At 56.6% G+C, this 18,691-nt stretch carries 18 protein-coding genes; 8 read left to right on the top strand and 10 right to left on the bottom strand.

Annotated features, from left to right (window positions below):
- Nucleotides 1-3 precede the first annotated feature (3 nt).
- Nucleotides 4-936, bottom strand: a complete 933-nt coding sequence (locus tag AB1E37_RS02455) for a TIGR01212 family radical SAM protein (RefSeq protein WP_002918455.1) — start codon at nucleotides 934-936, stop codon at nucleotides 4-6.
- A gap of 673 nt (nucleotides 937-1,609) precedes the next feature.
- Between AB1E37_RS02455 and gltB the strand changes: the two genes are divergently transcribed.
- A complete protein-coding gene (gltB, locus tag AB1E37_RS02450; RefSeq protein ID WP_004144939.1) occupies nucleotides 1,610-6,070 on the top strand; it encodes a glutamate synthase large subunit in 4,461 nt (1,486 codons plus the stop codon).
- Between the two features lie 9 nt (nucleotides 6,071-6,079).
- Nucleotides 6,080-7,498: a glutamate synthase small subunit gene (locus AB1E37_RS02445; RefSeq protein WP_002918461.1), complete on the top strand. Its 1,419-nt coding sequence runs from the start codon at nucleotides 6,080-6,082 to the stop codon at nucleotides 7,496-7,498.
- A gap of 54 nt (nucleotides 7,499-7,552) precedes the next feature.
- On the opposite strand, the gene AB1E37_RS02440 is transcribed toward AB1E37_RS02445, so the two are convergent.
- The 7 genes from AB1E37_RS02440 to zapE form a co-directional block, all read right to left on the bottom strand.
- Nucleotides 7,553-8,257: an N-acetylmannosamine-6-phosphate 2-epimerase gene (locus AB1E37_RS02440; RefSeq protein WP_021314739.1), complete on the bottom strand. Its 705-nt coding sequence runs from the start codon at nucleotides 8,255-8,257 to the stop codon at nucleotides 7,553-7,555.
- Nucleotides 8,258-8,381: 124 nt separating this feature from the next.
- A complete protein-coding gene (gene sspB / locus AB1E37_RS02435; protein ID WP_002918465.1) occupies nucleotides 8,382-8,876 on the bottom strand; it encodes a ClpXP protease specificity-enhancing factor in 495 nt (164 codons plus the stop codon).
- 3 nt (nucleotides 8,877-8,879) lie between these two features.
- Entirely contained in the window at nucleotides 8,880-9,518 is a 639-nt protein-coding gene (gene sspA, locus AB1E37_RS02430) for a stringent starvation protein SspA (RefSeq protein WP_002918467.1), read from the bottom strand.
- The gene (locus AB1E37_RS02425) at nucleotides 9,488-9,772 is read right to left on the bottom strand and encodes a hypothetical protein (protein ID WP_135801240.1); all 285 of its coding nucleotides are present in this window, start codon (nucleotides 9,770-9,772) and stop codon (nucleotides 9,488-9,490) included. The genes sspA and AB1E37_RS02425 overlap by 31 nt, the downstream gene beginning before the upstream one ends.
- Before the next feature lie 57 nt (nucleotides 9,773-9,829).
- Nucleotides 9,830-10,222 (bottom strand): 30S ribosomal protein S9, encoded by a 393-nt coding sequence (gene rpsI, locus AB1E37_RS02420; protein WP_000829818.1) that lies wholly within the window; start codon nucleotides 10,220-10,222, stop codon nucleotides 9,830-9,832.
- 15 nt (nucleotides 10,223-10,237) lie between these two features.
- The gene (gene rplM / locus AB1E37_RS02415; protein ID WP_002918559.1) at nucleotides 10,238-10,666 is read right to left on the bottom strand and encodes a 50S ribosomal protein L13; all 429 of its coding nucleotides are present in this window, start codon (nucleotides 10,664-10,666) and stop codon (nucleotides 10,238-10,240) included.
- 265 nt (nucleotides 10,667-10,931) lie between these two features.
- On the bottom strand, nucleotides 10,932-12,059 hold the full coding sequence (gene zapE / locus AB1E37_RS02410) for a cell division protein ZapE (RefSeq protein ID WP_004144945.1): 1,128 nt from the start codon (nucleotides 12,057-12,059) through the stop codon (nucleotides 10,932-10,934).
- Between the two features lie 190 nt (nucleotides 12,060-12,249).
- On the opposite strand from zapE, the gene zapG reads away from it, so the two are divergent.
- From zapG to degS, 3 genes are all read left to right on the top strand, one after another.
- Nucleotides 12,250-12,648 carry a Z-ring associated protein ZapG gene (gene zapG / locus AB1E37_RS02405; RefSeq protein ID WP_002918565.1) on the top strand — a complete coding sequence of 133 codons (399 nt, stop codon included), beginning with the start codon at nucleotides 12,250-12,252 and terminating at the stop codon, nucleotides 12,646-12,648.
- Nucleotides 12,649-12,821: 173 nt separating this feature from the next.
- Nucleotides 12,822-14,189 (top strand): serine endoprotease DegQ, encoded by a 1,368-nt coding sequence (gene degQ, locus AB1E37_RS02400; protein ID WP_004174125.1) that lies wholly within the window; start codon nucleotides 12,822-12,824, stop codon nucleotides 14,187-14,189.
- Nucleotides 14,190-14,276: 87 nt separating this feature from the next.
- On the top strand, nucleotides 14,277-15,335 hold the full coding sequence (degS, locus tag AB1E37_RS02395) for an outer membrane-stress sensor serine endopeptidase DegS (RefSeq protein ID WP_002918568.1): 1,059 nt from the start codon (nucleotides 14,277-14,279) through the stop codon (nucleotides 15,333-15,335).
- 136 nt (nucleotides 15,336-15,471) lie between these two features.
- Here degS and mdh read toward each other — a convergent pair whose 3' ends face one another.
- Nucleotides 15,472-16,410: a malate dehydrogenase gene (mdh, locus tag AB1E37_RS02390; protein ID WP_002918570.1), complete on the bottom strand. Its 939-nt coding sequence runs from the start codon at nucleotides 16,408-16,410 to the stop codon at nucleotides 15,472-15,474.
- 414 nt (nucleotides 16,411-16,824) lie between these two features.
- On the opposite strand from mdh, the gene argR reads away from it, so the two are divergent.
- From argR to yhcN-B, 3 genes are all read left to right on the top strand, one after another.
- Entirely contained in the window at nucleotides 16,825-17,295 is a 471-nt protein-coding gene (gene argR, locus AB1E37_RS02385; RefSeq protein ID WP_002918625.1) for a transcriptional regulator ArgR, read from the top strand.
- 374 nt (nucleotides 17,296-17,669) lie between these two features.
- On the top strand, nucleotides 17,670-17,933 hold the full coding sequence (yhcN, locus tag AB1E37_RS02380; RefSeq protein ID WP_002918626.1) for a peroxide/acid stress response protein YhcN: 264 nt from the start codon (nucleotides 17,670-17,672) through the stop codon (nucleotides 17,931-17,933).
- A gap of 98 nt (nucleotides 17,934-18,031) precedes the next feature.
- On the top strand, nucleotides 18,032-18,298 hold the full coding sequence (gene yhcN-B / locus AB1E37_RS02375; protein ID WP_002918627.1) for a DUF1471 family stress response protein YhcN-B: 267 nt from the start codon (nucleotides 18,032-18,034) through the stop codon (nucleotides 18,296-18,298).
- A gap of 50 nt (nucleotides 18,299-18,348) precedes the next feature.
- On the opposite strand, the gene AB1E37_RS02370 is transcribed toward yhcN-B, so the two are convergent.
- Entirely contained in the window at nucleotides 18,349-18,624 is a 276-nt protein-coding gene (locus AB1E37_RS02370) for a barstar family protein (protein ID WP_002918629.1), read from the bottom strand.
- Between the last annotated feature and the right edge of the window lie 67 nt (nucleotides 18,625-18,691).

Genomic DNA, 18,691 nt, shown 5'->3' with positions numbered 1-18,691 from the left:
TTCTCACTCAGCCTGGGGAGCAACCCAGCTACGGCCCAGCGCCGAGCCCTGAGCGCCCTGCTGATTCAGATAACGATCCAGTTCAACCATGCCGGTCCAGCGATTTTCACACCACAGCGGCGCCAACAGCGTGGGCCGACGGGCGCTGGCGGAAATACGGTGGTAGATCACCTCCGGCGGCGTATGGCGGATCATCTCTCCAGCGGTGACGGTATACGCCTCCAGCTCAATGCCATCGAGACGCCCGGCCTGCCACGCTTTGGCCATAATGCTGCCTTTCACAATATGCAGTGGATGCAATTTGATCCCATCCACGCCGGTCGCCACTACCTGCTCCAGCGTCTGCAGACAATGCCCCTGGCTCTCTCCGGGCAGACCGACGATCAGATGCGCACAGACTTTCAGCCCCCGCTCTCGCGCCAGGCGCGCGGTACGCTGATAACAGGCGAAATCGTGTCCACGGTTAATGCGATGCAGGGTCTTATCATGAGCAGTTTGCAGCCCCAGCTCCAGCCATACCTCATACCCTTGCTGATGGTATTCACTCAGCAGGTCAAGGACCGCCTGCGGAACGCAGTCCGGGCGGGTGCCGACGCACAGGCCAACGATATTTGCGGCACTGACGGCCTGACGATACATTGAACGGAGCACCTGCACTTCAGCGAAGGTGCTGGTGTAGGCCTGAAAATAGGCCAGATAGCGCTTCGCCCGGTTGACGAGCTGCGCCTGATGAGCGAGCTGTTCGGCGATAGAGCGATGCTGCTGCGCCTCATCGGCAAACGATGCCACGTTACAGAAAGTGCAACCGCCGCGGCCCAGCGTGCCGTCGCGGTTTGGGCAGCTAAAACCGCCATGCAGCGTTAGCTTATGGACCTTTTCGCCATAGCGACGCATAAGATCCCCACCAAACATATTGACTAATTTCTGTAACTGCATAATCTGATAGACCGCCCTCAATAAAGGGGGCCAAGCCTGCCACTTTTCGTCACCGACGGCGATGACCTGGATCAATCGTCAGCGCGGCGATCAACTCTATTGCATAAACAATCAAGATTACTGCAATTTCATTCAACCACCAGGTGATGAGTTTTCCTTATATTTTATCTTCGCATTGCCCTAATCTGCTTTCTGGTAAAAAACGGTATTAATGTCCAGTAGTTAAAAATATTGCAGTCAAATATGCTAATAATGAAATATATTTCAGCGCATATTGGTAATGCAAAGCCGCGTGCACAGTGAGACAGATCACACTAGCCGCACCACCAGCAGGCGTATTCAAAGCATAAAAATTGCCATTATTTTCTTTAATAACAATTAGTTAACTTGTGTATAGCACATTTTTGTATTAATAAGATTGCCATTTGACGTAAGTGTGGATTCCCGATAAGTTGGGAATCCGCTGGAAGCTTTCTGGATGAGCACTCTGCTCATCATATTTATGCAGTAATTGAGATTCCCTCTTAACAGCAAGTCCTCAAACTTGTGTACCGATGCGAAAAGGATTTAAAGAGGGCGAATGCGAGGTGTAAACCCCGTCGCCATGCTCTTTCTGTGCCTGTGCGCAATCGGTATCGGAGGGTGTCCGTAGAGCCTGGGGAGGTTCACTGATATGTTGTACGACAAATCCCTTGAGAGGGATAACTGTGGTTTCGGCCTGATCGCCCACATAGAAGGCGAACCTAGCCACAAGGTAGTGCGAACCGCAATACACGCACTGGCCCGCATGCAGCACCGTGGCGCAATCCTTGCCGATGGTAAAACCGGCGACGGTTGCGGTCTGCTGCTGCAAAAACCCGATCGTTTCTTCCGCATCGTTGCCGAAGAGCGCGGCTGGCGTTTAGCCAAAAACTACGCCGTTGGGATGCTGTTCCTGAATAAAGATCCTGAGCTGGCTAAAGCGGCGCGCCGCATCGTTGAAGAAGAACTTCAGCTTGAGACCCTGTCGATTGTCGGCTGGCGCGATGTGCCGACCAACGAAGGCGTGCTCGGTGAAATCGCCCTCTCCTCGCTGCCCCGTATTGAGCAAATCTTTGTCAACGCCCCGGCTGGCTGGCGCCCGCGCGATATGGAGCGCCGTCTGTTTATTGCGCGTCGTCGCATTGAAAAACGCCTGCAGGAAGACAAGGATTTCTACGTTTGTAGCTTGTCCAATCTGGTCAACATCTATAAAGGTCTGTGTATGCCGGCGGATTTGCCGCGCTTCTACCTGGACCTCGCGGACCTGCGCCTGGAGTCGGCTATCTGCCTGTTCCACCAGCGCTTCTCCACCAACACCGTACCACGCTGGCCGTTGGCGCAGCCGTTCCGCTACCTGGCGCACAACGGTGAAATTAACACCATTACCGGCAACCGCCAGTGGGCCCGCGCCCGTACCTATAAGTTCCAGACCCCGCTGATCCCTGACCTGCACGACGCCGCGCCGTTCGTTAACGAAACCGGCTCCGACTCCAGTTCTATGGACAACATGCTGGAGCTGCTGCTGGCCGGCGGGATGGACATCGTGCGCGCCATGCGTCTGCTGGTGCCGCCAGCCTGGCAGAACAACCCGGATATGGATCCGGAGCTGCGTTCGTTCTTCGACTTTAACTCCATGCATATGGAGCCGTGGGACGGCCCGGCGGGCATCGTCATGTCCGATGGCCGCTACGCGGCCTGTAACCTCGACCGTAACGGTCTGCGCCCGGCGCGCTACGTCATTACCAAAGATAAGCTCATCACCTGCGCCTCCGAAGTCGGCATCTGGGATTACCAGCCTGACGAAGTGGTCGAGAAAGGCCGCGTGGGCCCGGGCGAGCTGATGGTTATCGATACCCGTGCCGGACGCATTCTGCACTCAGCGGAAACCGATGACGATCTGAAGAGCCGCCATCCGTATAAAGAGTGGATGGAGAAAAACGTTCGTCGCCTGGTGCCGTTCGAAGATCTGCCGGACGAAGAGGTTGGCAGTCGCCAGCTGGATGACGACACGCTCGCCAGCTACCAGAAACAGTTTAACTACAGCGCGGAAGAGCTGGACTCCGTCCTGCGCGTGCTCGGCGAAAATGGCCAGGAAGCAGTCGGTTCGATGGGCGATGACACGCCTTTCGCCGTGCTCTCCAGCCAGCCGCGCATTATCTACGATTACTTCCGTCAGCAGTTCGCCCAGGTGACTAACCCGCCGATCGACCCGCTGCGCGAAGCGCACGTCATGTCGCTGGCTACCAGCATCGGCCGCGAAATGAACGTCTTCTGCGAAGCGGAAGGCCAGGCGCATCGTCTGAGCTTCAAATCGCCGATCCTGCTGTACTCCGATTTTAAACAGCTGACGACGATGGAAGAAGAGCACTATCGCGCCGACGTCCTCGATATCACGTTCAACCCGGCAGAGGCCTCCCTCAGCGAGACGGTGAAAGCGCTGTGCGATAAAGCGGAGCAAATGGTGCGCGACGGCACCGTGCTGCTGGTGCTCTCTGACCGCAACATCGCCAAAGACCGTCTGCCGGTACCGGCGCCGATGGCCGTTGGCGCGATCCAGACCCGTCTGGTCGATAAAAGCCTGCGCTGCGATGCCAACATCATCGTTGAAACCGCCAGCGCCCGCGATCCGCACCACTTCGCCGTGCTGCTCGGCTTTGGGGCGACGGCTATCTATCCATACCTCGCCTACGAAACGCTGGCGAAGCTGGTCGACAGCAAAGCCATCGATAAACCGTACCGTGCGGTGATGCTGAACTATCGCAACGGTATCAACAAAGGTCTGTATAAGATCATGTCCAAAATGGGGATCTCGACCATCGCCTCCTACCGCTGCTCGAAGCTGTTCGAAGCGGTCGGTCTGCATCGCGATGTCTCCGATCTCTGCTTCCAGGGCGTGGTCAGCCGCATCGGCGGCGCCAGCTTCGACGACTTCCAGCAGGATCTGCTGAATCTGTCGAAACGCGCCTGGCTGGCGCGTAAGCCGCTGGCCCAGGGCGGTTTGCTGAAATATGTGCACGGCGGCGAATATCATGCCTACAACCCGGACGTGGTGCGCACCCTGCAGCAGGCCGTGCAGAGCGGCGAATACAGCGATTATCAACAATACGCGAAACTGGTTAACGAACGTCCAGCGGCCACGCTGCGCGACCTGCTGGCGCTCAACCCAGGCGAAGACGCCATCAGCATCGACGAAGTAGAGCCGGCGAAGGAGCTGTTTAAACGCTTCGATACCGCGGCGATGTCGATCGGCGCCCTGAGCCCGGAAGCGCACGAGTCGCTGGCGGAAGCGATGAACAGCATCGGCGGCTTCTCCAACTCCGGTGAAGGCGGTGAAGACCCGGCGCGCTACGGCACTAATAAAGTGTCGCGCATCAAGCAGGTCGCTTCCGGCCGCTTCGGCGTCACGCCAGCCTACCTGGTCAATGCCGACGTCATCCAGATCAAAGTCGCCCAAGGGGCGAAACCGGGTGAAGGTGGCCAGCTGCCGGGTGATAAAGTCACCCCGTACATCGCCAAACTGCGCTATTCGGTACCGGGCGTCACGCTGATTTCCCCGCCGCCGCACCACGATATCTACTCTATCGAGGATCTGGCGCAGCTGATTTTCGACCTCAAGCAGGTCAATCCGAAAGCGATGATTTCGGTCAAACTGGTTTCTGAGCCGGGCGTTGGCACCATCGCCACCGGCGTGGCCAAAGCCTATGCCGACCTGATCACCATCGCCGGCTACGACGGCGGCACCGGGGCGAGCCCGCTCTCTTCGGTGAAATATGCCGGCTGTCCGTGGGAGCTCGGCCTGGTGGAAACCCAGCAGGCGCTGGTTGCCAACGGTCTGCGTCATAAGATCCGTCTGCAGGTGGATGGCGGCCTGAAAACCGGTCTTGATATCATCAAAGCGGCGATCCTCGGCGCGGAGAGCTTCGGTTTCGGTACCGGCCCGATGGTCGCGCTGGGCTGTAAATACCTGCGTATTTGCCACCTGAACAACTGCGCTACCGGCGTGGCGACCCAGGATGACAAACTGCGTAAGAATCACTATCACGGTCTGCCGTTCAAAGTGACCAACTACTTTGAATTTATCGCCCGTGAGACCCGCGAGCTGATGGCCCAGCTGGGCGTCAAGCGTCTGGTGGATCTGATTGGCCGCACCGATCTGCTCAAAGAGCTGGATGGGTTCACCGCCAAGCAGCAGAAACTAGATCTGGGTAAACTGCTGGAGACCGCAGAGCCGCATCCGGGCAAAGCGCTGTACTGCACCGAGAACAACCCACCGTTCGATAACGGCGTGCTCAACGCCCAGCTGCTGCAGCAGGCGAAACCGTACGTGGATGAAAAGCAGAGCAAGACGTTCTGGTTTGATATCCGTAACACCGACCGCTCCGTGGGGGCCTCGCTGTCCGGGTATATCGCCCAGACCCATGGCGACCAGGGACTGGCGGGCGACCCGATCGTCGCTCACTTTAGCGGCACCGCGGGCCAGAGCTTCGGCGTGTGGAACGCCGGCGGCGTGGAACTGCATCTGACTGGCGACGCCAACGACTACGTCGGGAAAGGCATGGCGGGCGGTCTGCTGGCCATTCGTCCGCCGGTGGGCTCTGCGTTCCGCAGCCATGAAGCCAGTATTATCGGCAACACCTGCCTGTACGGCGCGACCGGTGGTCGTCTGTACGCCGCAGGCCGCGCGGGCGAGCGTTTCGCCGTGCGTAACTCCGGCGCCATCACCGTGGTGGAAGGCATCGGCGACAACGGCTGCGAATATATGACCGGCGGCATCGTCTGCGTGCTCGGAAAAACCGGCGTCAACTTTGGCGCAGGGATGACCGGCGGCTTTGCCTATGTCCTGGATGAAGATGGCGACTTCCGCAAACGCGTGAACCCGGAGCTGGTGGAAGTGCTGGACGTTGATTCTCTGGCCATCCATGAAGAGCACCTGCGCGGTTTAATCACCGAGCACGTACAGCTTACCGGTTCGCAACGCGGCGAAGAGATCCTCGCCAACTGGCCGGCCTTCTCCGCGAAGTTTGCGCTGGTTAAACCAAAGTCCAGCGATGTTAAAGCACTGTTGGGTCACCGTAGTCGTTCCGCAGCTGAGCTGCGGGTGCAGGCGCAGTAAGGGGTTAAGATGAGTCAGAACGTTTATCAATTTATCGACCTGCAGCGCGTTGATCCGCCAAAGAAACCGCTGAAGATCCGTAAAATTGAGTTTGTGGAAATTTACGAGCCGTTTTCAGAAGGCCAGGCCAAGGCGCAGGCGGATCGCTGCCTCTCCTGTGGCAACCCGTACTGCGAATGGAAGTGCCCTGTGCATAACTACATCCCGAACTGGCTGAAGCTGGCCAACGAGGGGCGTATTTTTGAAGCGGCCGAGCTGTCGCATCAAACCAACACTCTGCCGGAAGTCTGCGGGCGCGTCTGCCCGCAGGACCGCCTGTGTGAAGGCTCCTGTACGCTGAACGATGAGTTCGGCGCGGTGACCATCGGCAACATCGAACGCTATATCAACGATAAGGCATTCGAGATGGGCTGGCGTCCGGATCTCTCCGACGTGAAGCCGACCGGTAAAACCGTCGCGATCATCGGCGCTGGCCCGGCGGGCCTCGCCTGCGCCGACGTGCTGACCCGTAACGGCGTCAAGGCGGTGGTATTTGACCGCCATCCGGAAATCGGCGGCCTGCTGACCTTCGGTATCCCGGCGTTCAAGCTGGAAAAAGAGGTGATGACCCGCCGCCGGGAGATCTTCACCGGCATGGGCATTGAGTTCAAACTCAATACCGAAGTGGGCCGCGACGTGCAGCTCGACGACCTGCTGAAGGAGTACGATGCGGTGTTCCTCGGCGTCGGGACCTATCAGTCGATGCGCGGTGGACTGGACAACGAAGACGCCCCGGGTGTTTACGACGCGCTGCCGTTCCTGATCGCTAACACTAAGCAGATCATGGGCTTTGGTGAAACCGCCGATGAGCCCTATGTCAGCATGGAAGGCAAACGCGTGGTGGTGCTCGGCGGTGGCGATACCGCGATGGACTGCGTACGCACCTCCGTCCGTCAGAATGCGGCGCACGTGATCTGCGCCTATCGCCGTGACGAAGAGAACATGCCCGGCTCAAAACGCGAAGTGAAAAACGCGCGCGAAGAAGGCGTTGAGTTCCAGTTTAACGTCCAGCCGCTGGGCGTGGAAGTGAATGCCAACGGTAAGGTTTGCGGCGTGAAGATGGCGCGCACCGAAATGGGCCAGCCGGATGCGAAGGGCCGCCGCCGCGCGGAGATCGTCCCCGGCTCTGAGCACGTGGTGCCGGCTGACGCCGTAGTCATGGCGTTTGGCTTCCGTCCGCACAGCATGGAGTGGCTGGCGAAGCACAGCGTCGAACTGGACTCCCAGGGCCGTATTATCGCCCCGGAAGGCAGCGAAAACGCCTTCCAGACCAGCAACCCGAAAATCTTCGCCGGTGGCGATATCGTTCGCGGTTCCGATCTGGTGGTCACCGCGATTGCCGAAGGTCGTAAAGCGGCGGACGGGATCCTCAACTACCTTGAAGTCTGATTAGGTCCGGAGCCTCACGCATAAAAGCCCGATGGTTAACGTCATCGGGCTTTTTTATTGCTCATTCGCCGGGTAAACCGCCGCTTTCAGCGCCGTATTATACCAGCCGCAGATATGCTCCAGGCGGGTAATCGCCGAGCCGACGGTCACCGCCCACGCGCCGCAGCGCATCGCCTCCGCCGCCTGGGCAGGCGTGTTATAGCGCCCTTCGGCAATCACTCTGCAGCCCGCCGCGCTCAGGCATTGCACCAGCGCCAGATCCGGCTCATCCGGCGTCTCCTCTGCGGTATAGCCGGAGAGAGTCGTGCCGACAATCTCAGCCCCCAACTGCCAGCACTCGAGTGCATCGTCGAGAGATGAGCAATCGGCCATCGCCACTTTCCCCAGCTGATGAATTTCTGCTAATAGCGCCGACACTGACGCCGGACGCTGACGCTGGGTGCCGTCAATAGCAATAATATCCGCTCCGCCCTGCGCCAGCGCGTCGATATCTTCCAGCCATGGCGTAATACGCACCGGGCTATCGGGCAAATCGCGTTTGATCAACCCAATAACGGGCACCGTCACTAACGGACGAACGGCCTGCAGGTTGGCCAGGCCTTCGATGCGCAGCGCTACCGCTCCCGCCTGCTCAGCCGCCAGCGCCATTGCCGCGACGATAGCGGGATTATCCAGCGGACTGCCCGGCACCGGCTGGCAGGAGACAATTAATCCGCCATGATGACGGATACGCTGGTCCAGTTGTGCGAGTAAAGACATGTCTGCTCCCTAAAAACTACCTGTGGCGATGACGATACCAGCCATGGGACGCCTCGTTTGTGGCAGAGTTAACAAAGCGGACAGACAAAAAAACAGGCCCCGCAGGGCCTGTCAGAGAAGGGATTTACTTCACCACGCGCAGCGCCGGGCGACCACCGCGCGGCGGCGGCGTGTCGTCAGGATCGTCGTCGTGATTATCCGGCTTATCGCCATCGATCACCGACATCACCGTTTCGCTTTCACTCTCCGGCGCGACGTCATCATCGTTGAGGCTGCTGACGTCTTCGTCATAGGCCGCTTCCGGTTCGAACATCGTACCAGCGCCGTTCTCACGGGCGTAGATGGCGAGTACCGCAGCCAGCGGGACAGACACGTTGCGTGGTACCCCGCCAAAGCGCGCGTTGAAGCGCACTTCGTCGTTCGCCAGCTCGAGATTGCCTACCGCACGCGGGGCAATATTGAGAACGATTTGCCCATCGCGCGCGTACTCCATCGGCACGAGCACGCCCGGCAGCGTCACATCCACCACCAGGTGCGGCGTCAGCTGGTTATCCAGCAGCCAGTCATAAAACGCCCGTAACAGATACGGGCGACGCGGCGTCAGCTGTGATACATCCATTATTTAGCCCCGACCGAGGCGCATTTCACGCTCGGCTTCAGTTAAAGAAGCGAGGAAGGAATCACGCTCAAATACGCGAGTCATATAGCCTTTGAGCTCTTTCGCGCCAGCGCCAACCAGCTCCACACCAAGAACCGGCAGACGCCACAGCAGCGGCGCCAGGTAGCAGTCCACCAGGCTGAACTCATCGCTCAGGAAGTAAGGTTTCTGGGTGAAGACCGGCGCGATGGCCAGCAGTTCTTCACGCAGCTGCTTACGCGCAGCATCAGCTTGCGCTGCGGTACCGCTCTGGATGGTGTTCATCAGCGAATACCAGTCCTTCTCGATACGTTGCATATACAGGCGGCTTTCACCACGCGCCACCGGATAAACCGGCATTAACGGCGGGTGCGGGAAACGCTCATCCAGATACTCCATAATGATGCGGGATTCCCACAGAGTGAGCTCACGATCCACCAGCGTCGGTACGCTTTGATTCGGGTTGAGGTCAATCAGATCCTGAGGCGGGTTATCCTTCTCCACGTGCTCTATCTCAAAACTGACACCCTTCTCGGCCAGCACAATGCGGACCTGATGGCTATAGATGTCAGTAGGACCAGAAAACAGCGTCATTACCGAACGTTTGTTGGCAGCGACAGCCATGAAAACCTCCAGGTATATTCAGAATTTTGTACTGCTGCCGGCCACTCATGACCAGCCAGATGTAAAAACCCCATTAGCGCGATGTCACCTTCGTTCACGAATAAAACAAAAAATGAACAATCACCAGCATTTGGGCAGAAAATTGGATGATAGTTTACCAGATTTTGAAGACGTTGTGGTGAGGGGATTCTGGAAATGCTGAAAAAGTGGCGAGAACCGGCGCTATGCTTGTGGATAACAGCCGTTTTATCCATAAAAAAACCCGCCGAAGCGGGTTTTTTCGCAAATTGTTCTGCGTGAGCAGAAAACAATTAACGTTTGGAGAACTGCGGACGACGACGTGCTTTACGCAGACCGACTTTCTTACGTTCAACCTGACGAGCGTCACGAGTAACGAAGCCAGCTTTACGCAGTTCGGAACGCAGGGACTCGTCGTACTCCATCAGAGCGCGGGTGATACCGTGACGGATCGCACCAGCCTGACCAGAGATACCACCACCTTTAACAGTGATGTACAGATCCAGTTTCTCAACCATGTCGACCAGTTCCAGCGGCTGACGAACTACCATGCGGGCAGTTTCACGACCGAAGTACTGTTCCAGAGAACGCTGGTTGATAACGATTTTACCGTTGCCCGGTTTGATGAAAACGCGAGCTGCGGAACTTTTGCGGCGACCAGTGCCGTAGTATTGATTTTCAGCCATTGCCTATAATCCCGATTAGATGTCAAGAACTTGCGGTTGCTGTGCCGCGTGGTTGTGCTCGTTACCCGCGTAAACTTTCAGTTTACGGTACATAGCACGACCCAGCGGGCCTTTTGGCAGCATGCCTTTAACCGCGATTTCAATCACACGCTCAGGACGGCGGGCAATCATCTCTTCAAAGGTCGCTTCTTTGATACCACCGATGTGGCCGGTGTGGTGGTAGTACATTTTGTCTTCGCGCTTGTTGCCGGTAACAGCAACTTTTTCTGCGTTCAGAACGATGATGTAATCACCGGTATCAACGTGCGGAGTGTATTCCGCTTTGTGCTTACCGCGCAGGCGACGAGCCAGTTCAGTAGCCAGACGGCCCAGAGTTTTACCGGTCGCGTCAACAACATACCAGTCGCGTTTTACGGTTTCTGGTTTAGCTGTAAAAGTTTTCATTAAAAGCTTACCCAAATAATAAGTTACACGTTGGTGAACACCCAAACGTTTAGTCAGTTGAGGTTCACACGACATTGTCCAGCAAACCTACCCCTTCGAATAGCCTATGCCGGCGCATAGAAAGTTTCGGGAAAAAAACCTTCTCGTAACGTGGGGTCGCAAGATTATAGAGAAGTCGGGGTCAAAGATCGACCCCTTTATGAGATTTTTCAGGCCGCGCCCGGGGCGGCCTTGCGGCCCTGAATCCGCCTGAAAAAGTCCCCTGTCAGGGCATATGCGGACGTTTGAGGTACTCTTCGCTCTGCATCTCCTGCAGACGCGAGAGACAGCGCTGGAACTCAAACTTCAGCCGCTCGCCCTGGTAAATGTCGTACAGCGGTACTGCCGCGCTGACCACCAGCTTTACATGGCGCTCGTAGAACTCATCCACCAGAGCGATAAAGCGGCGGGCCTCGCTCTCCAGCTGCGCGGTCATCACCGGCACGTCGAACAGCATCACCGTATGGAACAGTCGGGAGAGCGCGATATAGTCATGCTGGCTGCGCGCATCCACGCATAGCGTGGCGAATGACGCCGCCAGCGTCTGGTTTTCTACGCCGAGGGTAGGCAGCTCGCGATGGTTAATCTCCAGCGTCGGCCCGGCAGCGCGCGGCGCGCCCGCCAGCGCGAGCCACAATTTATCCATCTGTTCGCGGGTGTCGTTATTCAGCGGCGACAGCCACAGGTGCGCCTGCGTCAGGGTACGCAGTCGATAATCGATGCCGGCATCGACGTTCATAATATCGCAATGCTGCTTGATGGCGTCGATCGCCGGCAGAAAACGGGCCCGCTGCAGGCCATTGCGATAGAGTTCATCCGGCGGAATATTGGAGGTCGCCACCAGGGTGATGCCGCGGGCGAACAGGGCTTTCATCAGCCCGCCCAACAGCATGGCGTCGGTAATATCGGAGACAAAAAACTCGTCGAAACAGAGCACGTCGGTTTCCGCTTTAAAGCGGTCGGCGACGATCTCCAGCGGGTCGCTATGTCCCTGCAGGGTGGTCAGCTCTTCGTGTACGCGCAGCATGAAACGATGGAAATGCAGGCGCTGTTTACGCTCGCCTGGCAGGCTCTGGTAAAACAGGTCCATCAGCCAGGTTTTGCCTCGCCCCACGCCGCCCCACATATACAGGCCGCGGACAGGTGCCGTCCCGGCAGCCGGCTCGCGCTTACCCAGCAGTTTGCCGAATTTCGCGCGCAAACCGCCGCCTGACGCGACCGGCGCGGGCTGCGTCTGCAGTTCCTGGTAAATGGTATCAAGGCGGCTCACCGCTTCTTGCTGGACGTCGTCGGGTTGATGGCTGCCCTCTTTCAGGGCTAAAAGGTAACGCGATGTTGGAGACAGGCTTTGCATGATCTAATTGTTATTCCTTGAAAACCGTAATGCCGAAGCTCACGATTGACGAAAAAAAGGCCGTTCTACACTACGCGATGATACGCCAGGATTCCACTTCTGTGGAATTAGCGGTTATAGTGGCACTATCGGGCGCAGGCGGAGAGCCTAAGAGCCACCCTACGGAACCACAATACAACGGGAGATGTTCATGACCTGGGAATACGCGCTAATTGGGTTAGTCGTCGGTATCATCATTGGCGCCGTCGCCATGCGTTTCGGCAACCGCAAACTGCGCCAACAGCAGGCGCTGCAGTACGAACTGGAAAAGAATAAAGCCGAGCTTGAAGAGTACCGTGAAGAGCTGGTGAGCCACTTTGCGCGTAGCGCCGAACTGCTGGATAACATGGCGCACGACTATCGTCAGCTATATCAGCATATGGCGAAAAGCTCTAACAACCTGCTGCCGGACTCGATGGCAGACGCCAACCCGTTCCGCAACCGTCTGGAAGAGTCTGAAGCCAGCAACGATCAGGCGCCGGTCCAGATGCCGCGCGACTACTCCGAGGGCGCATCCGGTTTACTGCGCGGAGGCGCAAAACGCGATTAAGCCTCGCTGCGATTAAAATATTCTCCGGGCGCGCCCGTCGCGCCCGCTCCTTCCCCCACTTCCCGGCTACAATTTAAACCAGTCCCCACGTTGTTACCTGTGCAAAAATTCAATAACATCAGGTTATTCAGGACATTTTTCCATACACCTCAGGTTACGAGAGCCAGCATCTAATGAAGAAACAGACTTTGCTGTTGAGTGCGTTAGCGTTAAGCATTGGGTTATCGTTGTCGGTCCTGCCTCCGGCAGCGGCATCCTTACCGACTCAGGTGCCCGGCCAGGGCGCGTTACCAAGCCTGGCGCCGATGCTGGAAAAGGTTCTGCCGGCGGTGGTTAGCGTACAGGTGGAAGGCACTGCCTCGCCGACGCTCAATATGCCGGAAGAGCTGAAAAAATATTTTGGCGATAACGCCCCGCAGGAGCAGGCGCAGCCGTTTGAAGGGCTCGGCTCCGGCGTTATCATCGACGCGGCGAAAGGCTATGTGCTGACCAATAACCACGTCATCAATCAGGCGCAGAAGATCAGCGTCCAGCTGAACGATGGCCGTGAGTTCGATGCCAAACTGGTCGGGAGCGATGAACAGAGCGATATCGCTCTGCTGCAGCTGATTAAGCCAGACCACCTGACGCAAATCGCCATTGCTGACTCTGATAAACTTCGCGTCGGCGACTTCGCCGTCGCCGTCGGCAACCCGTTCGGCCTTGGCCAGACCGCCACATCCGGCATTATCTCTGCCCTTGGCCGCAGCGGCTTGAACCTTGAAGGGCTGGAGAATTTCATTCAGACCGACGCCTCGATTAACCGCGGCAATTCCGGCGGCGCGCTGCTGAACCTCAACGGCGAGCTTATCGGGATCAACACCGCGATCCTCGCGCCGGGCGGCGGCAGCATCGGCATCGGCTTTGCCATTCCAAGCAATATGGCGAAAACCCTCGCCGACCAGCTTATTCAGTTTGGCGAAATCAAGCGCGGCCTGTTGGGCATTAAAGGCATGGAAATGAGCGCCGACATCGCCAAAGCGATGAATCTCAACGTTCAGCGCGGCGCCTTCGTCAGTGAAGTCCTGCCAAACTCCGGCTCCGCCAAAGCGGGGATTAAATCCGGGGACGTCATCGTGAGTCTGAACGGCAAACCGCTGAACAGTTTCGCCGAACTGCGTTCGCGGATCGCCACCACCGAGCCGGGTACCAAGGTCAAACTGGGCCTGCTGCGCGACGGAAAGCCGGTCGATGTCGAAGTGACCCTGGATAAGAGCACCTCCTCAACCGCCAGCGCGGAACTGATTATCCCGGCGCTGCAGGGGGCCTCGTTCAGCGACGGCCAGATGAAAGATGGCACCAAAGGAGTGGTGATCGATAATGTGGATAAAGGCAGCGCCGCCGCCCAGGTCGGTCTGCATAAGGATGACATTATCATTGGCCTTAACCGGCAGCGTATTCACTCGATTGCCGAACTGCGCAAAGCGCTCGAAGGCAAACCGCCGGTCATCGCCCTGAACGTGATCCGCGGCAACGAAAGCATCTATCTGCTGCTGCGCTGATTGTCTCTCCGGGCATCGCCGCCATGTGCGATGTCCGGACAACTCATGCTATGCTGCGCCTGACCATTCATTAACGATATCTGCATCATGCCTGGAAAGTTATTACGTTCAGTACTCATCGGTTTGCTTGTCGGGGGTCTGCTGCTGGCCCTGATGCCCTCGCTGCGCCAGTGGCAGTTGGCGCCGACTACCCAGAACGATACGGCAGACGACTCCCCGGCGAGCTATAACGCCGCGGTGCGCCGCGCGGCGCCCGCCGTGGTGAACGTCTATAACCGCGCCCTGAACAGCACCAGCCATAATCAGCTGACGCTTGGCTCAGGGGTGATTATGGATCAGCGCGGCTATATCCTGACCAACAAGCATGTTATCAACGATGCCGATCAGATTATCGTCGCCCTGCAGGACGGCCGCGTCTTCGAAGCGCTGCTGGTAGGATCCGATTCCCTCACCGATCTCGCCGTGCTCAAGATCAATGCTACCGGCGGGCTGCCGGTGATCCCGATCAATCCGAAACGCACGCCGCACATCGGCGACGTGGTGCTGGCGATTGGCAACCCTTATAACCTGGGGCAGACCATCACCCAGGGGATTATCAGCGCCACAGGGCGCATTGGCCTCAATCCGACCGGCCGCCAGAACTTCCTGCAGACTGATGCCTCGATCAACCACGGTAACTCCGGCGGGGCGCTGGTGAACTCCCTCGGCGAGCTGATGGGGATTAACACCCTCTCCTTTGACAAGAGCAATGACGGCGAAACGCCGGAAGGCATTGGCTTTGCGATCCCGTTCCAGTTAGCGACCAAAATTATGGATAAACTGATCCGCGATGGCCGGGTGATCCGCGGCTATATCGGCATTAGCGGCCGGGAGATCGCCCCGCTGCACGCGCAGGGCGGAGGGATCGATCAGATTCAGGGGATCGTCGTTAACGATGTGGCCCCGGACGGTCCAGCGGCGCAAGCCGGGATCCGCGCCAACGACGTAATCATCTCCGTGAATGACAAACCCGCCGTCTCGGCACTGGAGACGATGGATCAGGTGGCCGAGATCCGCCCGGGATCGGAAATTCCGGTGGTCATCATGCGTGATGATAAGAAAATCACGCTCCATATCGCCGTCCAGGAATACCCGGCCACCAACTAAACGGCTCCCCGTTTGGGGAGCCACGTTAATCGCTAAATACCGGACCGGCCGGGAATCTGACCAGAAACCCGGTTTCCATGAATGCTGGACAATAAAAAGCCGGAACAGCGGTTCCGGCTCTTCTGTTAGGGCGAGATTACTTGTTGACGAAGTCTTCGCCGAGCGCGATATCTTTCTTCAGGGTGTCCAGCATGCCCTCCAGCGCCTGCTGTTCAAAGGCGCTGAGTTTGCCGATAGACTGTCGCTCTTCCACGCCGTTTTTCCCCAGCAGCAGCGGCTGGGAGAAGAAACGCGCATAGTGGCCGTCGCCTTCCACGTAGGCGCACTCCACCACGCCTTTTTCCCCCTGCATGGCGCGAACCAGAGAGAGACCAAAACGGGCAGCCGCCTGGCCCATCGACAAGGTCGCCGACCCGCCGCCCGCTTTCGCTTCCACGACTTCGGTACCGGCGTTCTGAATACGTTTAGTCAGGTCGGCAATTTCCTGATCGCTAAAGCTGACGCCGGGGATCTGCGACAGTAAAGGCAGAATGGTGACCCCGGAGTGACCACCAATGACCGGGACTTCCACCTCGGTTGCCGATTTACCTTTCAGCTCCGCCACAAAGGTATTGGAACGGATGATGTCCAGCGTGGTAACGCCGAACAGTTTGTTTTTATCGTACACGCCGGCTTTTTTCAGTACTTCGGCGGCGATAGCCACGGTGGTATTCACCGGGTTGGTGATAATGCCGATGCAGGCCTGCGGGCAGGTTTTGGCAATCTGCTGCACGAGGTTCTTCACGATACCCGCATTCACATTAAACAGGTCGGAACGATCCATGCCGGGCTTACGCGCCACGCCCGCGGAGATCAGCACTACATCCGCGCCTTCCAGCGCCGGAGTAGCGTCTTCACCGGAAAATCCTTTAATTTTTACATCTGTGGGGATATGACTTAGATCTACCGCCACGCCCGGCGTAACCGGAGCGATGTCGTACAACGAGAGCTCTGAACCTGAAGGCAGTTGGGTCTTAAGTAGTAGGGCAAGCGCCTGGCCGATACCACCGGCAGCGCCAAGGACTGCAACTTTCATCCTAAACTCCTTATTATGGTTAATTTAGTCTTTCGTTATTCCGTCGCCTGGACCTTAATTCACAAGATGAACAATTACAATGATTATGGCTGAAGAATGCATTATTGTGCGTAGCAATAGAACAGCGGCGCACTTTATGCTTCCTGACTGACCATCCAGCAAAGCGAAGTACCGGATCGACTATTGGTTACAATACACCCAGCCAGTTGCGCAAAACAACACCAACTCAATAACATTTCATTTACTTTTACATGGCTTTAAGCGTTGTGATGAGAACATGTTCCTTATACGGTTTTTTTGCTAAAATATGCCCCCTTCATAACATTATTGACCTATCCTTTCGCGGATTATTTGCATAAAAATTCATGGTTATGCATAATGATGTTGATTTTACCACCATAATCTGGGTGACTTATGCGAAGTTCGGCAAAACAAGAAGAACTGGTTAAAGCGTTTAAAGCGCTGCTTAAAGAAGAGAAATTCAGCTCGCAGGGAGAGATCGTCCAGGCGCTGCAGGAAGAGGGCTTCGAGAATATCAACCAATCGAAGGTTTCCCGCATGCTCACCAAATTTGGCGCGGTGCGTACCCGTAACGCCAAAATGGAAATGGTCTATTGCTTGCCTGCCGAGCTTGGGGTACCGACCACCTCCAGCCCGCTGAAGAATTTGGTGCTGGATATCGACTATAACGATGCCGTAGTGGTGATTCATACCAGCCCCGGCGCCGCGCAGCTGATCGCCCGTCTTCTCGACTCGCTGGGCAAAGCGGAAGGCATTCTTGGCAGTATCGCCGGGGATGACACCATCTTTACCACGCCTGCGCGCGGTTTTACGGTGAAAGATCTGCACGACGCCATTCTGGTTCTGTTTGAGCAGGAACTCTGAGTAATTCCCCTCTGGCTACCGTCAGAGGGCGACTCCCCTTTCTTTTGCTTCTCCCCCTTCTGGCACAACAACTATTTAACACTTAGTGTCATTTACGCCGTCTATACGTTCTTTTACTAACGCAAAAATCGTAAAACGCACAAAAGATCAAATTCGTATACCTTTATGAATTTATTAGAAATAAATCTTATCGCTGTCGCTAACGTGTCATTTTTAATTCTTATCCGTTATAAAAAGCGCAATCTATTGTAACTATTAACGCACAAAACAATTAGCATGGTATTAATATTTTTGGTGATTAGTGTATACTTGGTTTTGTGATGAGGGTCACGAAACAAAGACCCCCAACAAAAAGATTCGACGAGGTGAACATCATGAAAATCAAAACCACTGTAGCTGCTATCAGCATCCTGTCCGTCGTGTCGTTTGGCGCTTTCGCCGCTGATATTATCAACAGCGAGCAGGCCCAGGGCCGCGAGGCCATCGGCACGGTTTCCGTCGGCGCGGTAGCATCTTCCCCGATGGATATGCATGAAATGCTGAACAAAAAAGCGCAGGAAGAAGGGGCTTCTTCTTACCGCATTATTGAAGCCCGCACTGGCGACCACTGGCATGCCACTGCTGAGCTGTATAAATAAGTTTTAGACGTCAACGATTAACCTGACAAAAATTCTCTACCGCGGCCCGGCGACATACATCGCCCCGCCGCGGCAAAACAAAGACTGGAGTAAAGATTATGAAACGCGCAATGATCATCGCATCCCTTGGCCTGGCTTCCCTTCTCTCTTTCGGTGCCAGCGCGGCTGTCCAGCAAGTGAACGCAGAGCAAGCCCAAAATCTGCAATCCATGGGCACCATCTCCGTATCCCAGGTAGGTAGTGCGCCAATGGACATGCGTCAGGAACTGGCGGCTAAAGCCGAGAAAGAAGGCGCCAGCAGCTACCGTATTATTGAAGCACGTACCGGCGATAGCTGGCACGCCACCGCTGAGCTGTACAAATAAACCCTCGTCGTCTTATTTCGACGACTTGCCCCCGCCTGCCGGGGGCTTTTTTATGCTTGTCGGGCATTAAAACGCAACTCCCCCTCCAGCTCTTCCTCTGCTTCATCAAACAATAAAATCAATGCGCCAAAGCGCCGGCGCTGCTTGTCATTTAAATGGATGAACTCAATATCCAGCGGCAGCGGTAGCAGGCCACCGGTCACTGCGTCCCATAGCGAATCCAGGTTGTTGACCTTATCCTGAGCCAGCTCGAAGGTTCGGGAAAACTCCCGGTAGAAATCCTGTTGTTCGGCGATTTCGTCAAAATCAAACGTATAGGTGGTCATGACAGCCCCTCCCGCTTCTCTTTCTGTCGCCGTTAAGTATAGCGATAAAAAAACCGACGCCTGGGCG

This window comes from Klebsiella sp. Shm-1 (assembly GCF_040804525.1).
In the GTDB taxonomy this organism is placed as follows: domain Bacteria; phylum Pseudomonadota; class Gammaproteobacteria; order Enterobacterales; family Enterobacteriaceae; genus Klebsiella; species Klebsiella pneumoniae.
Note: the sequence above shows the minus strand (reverse complement) of the source record. Positions and strands in the feature narration are given on the sequence as shown.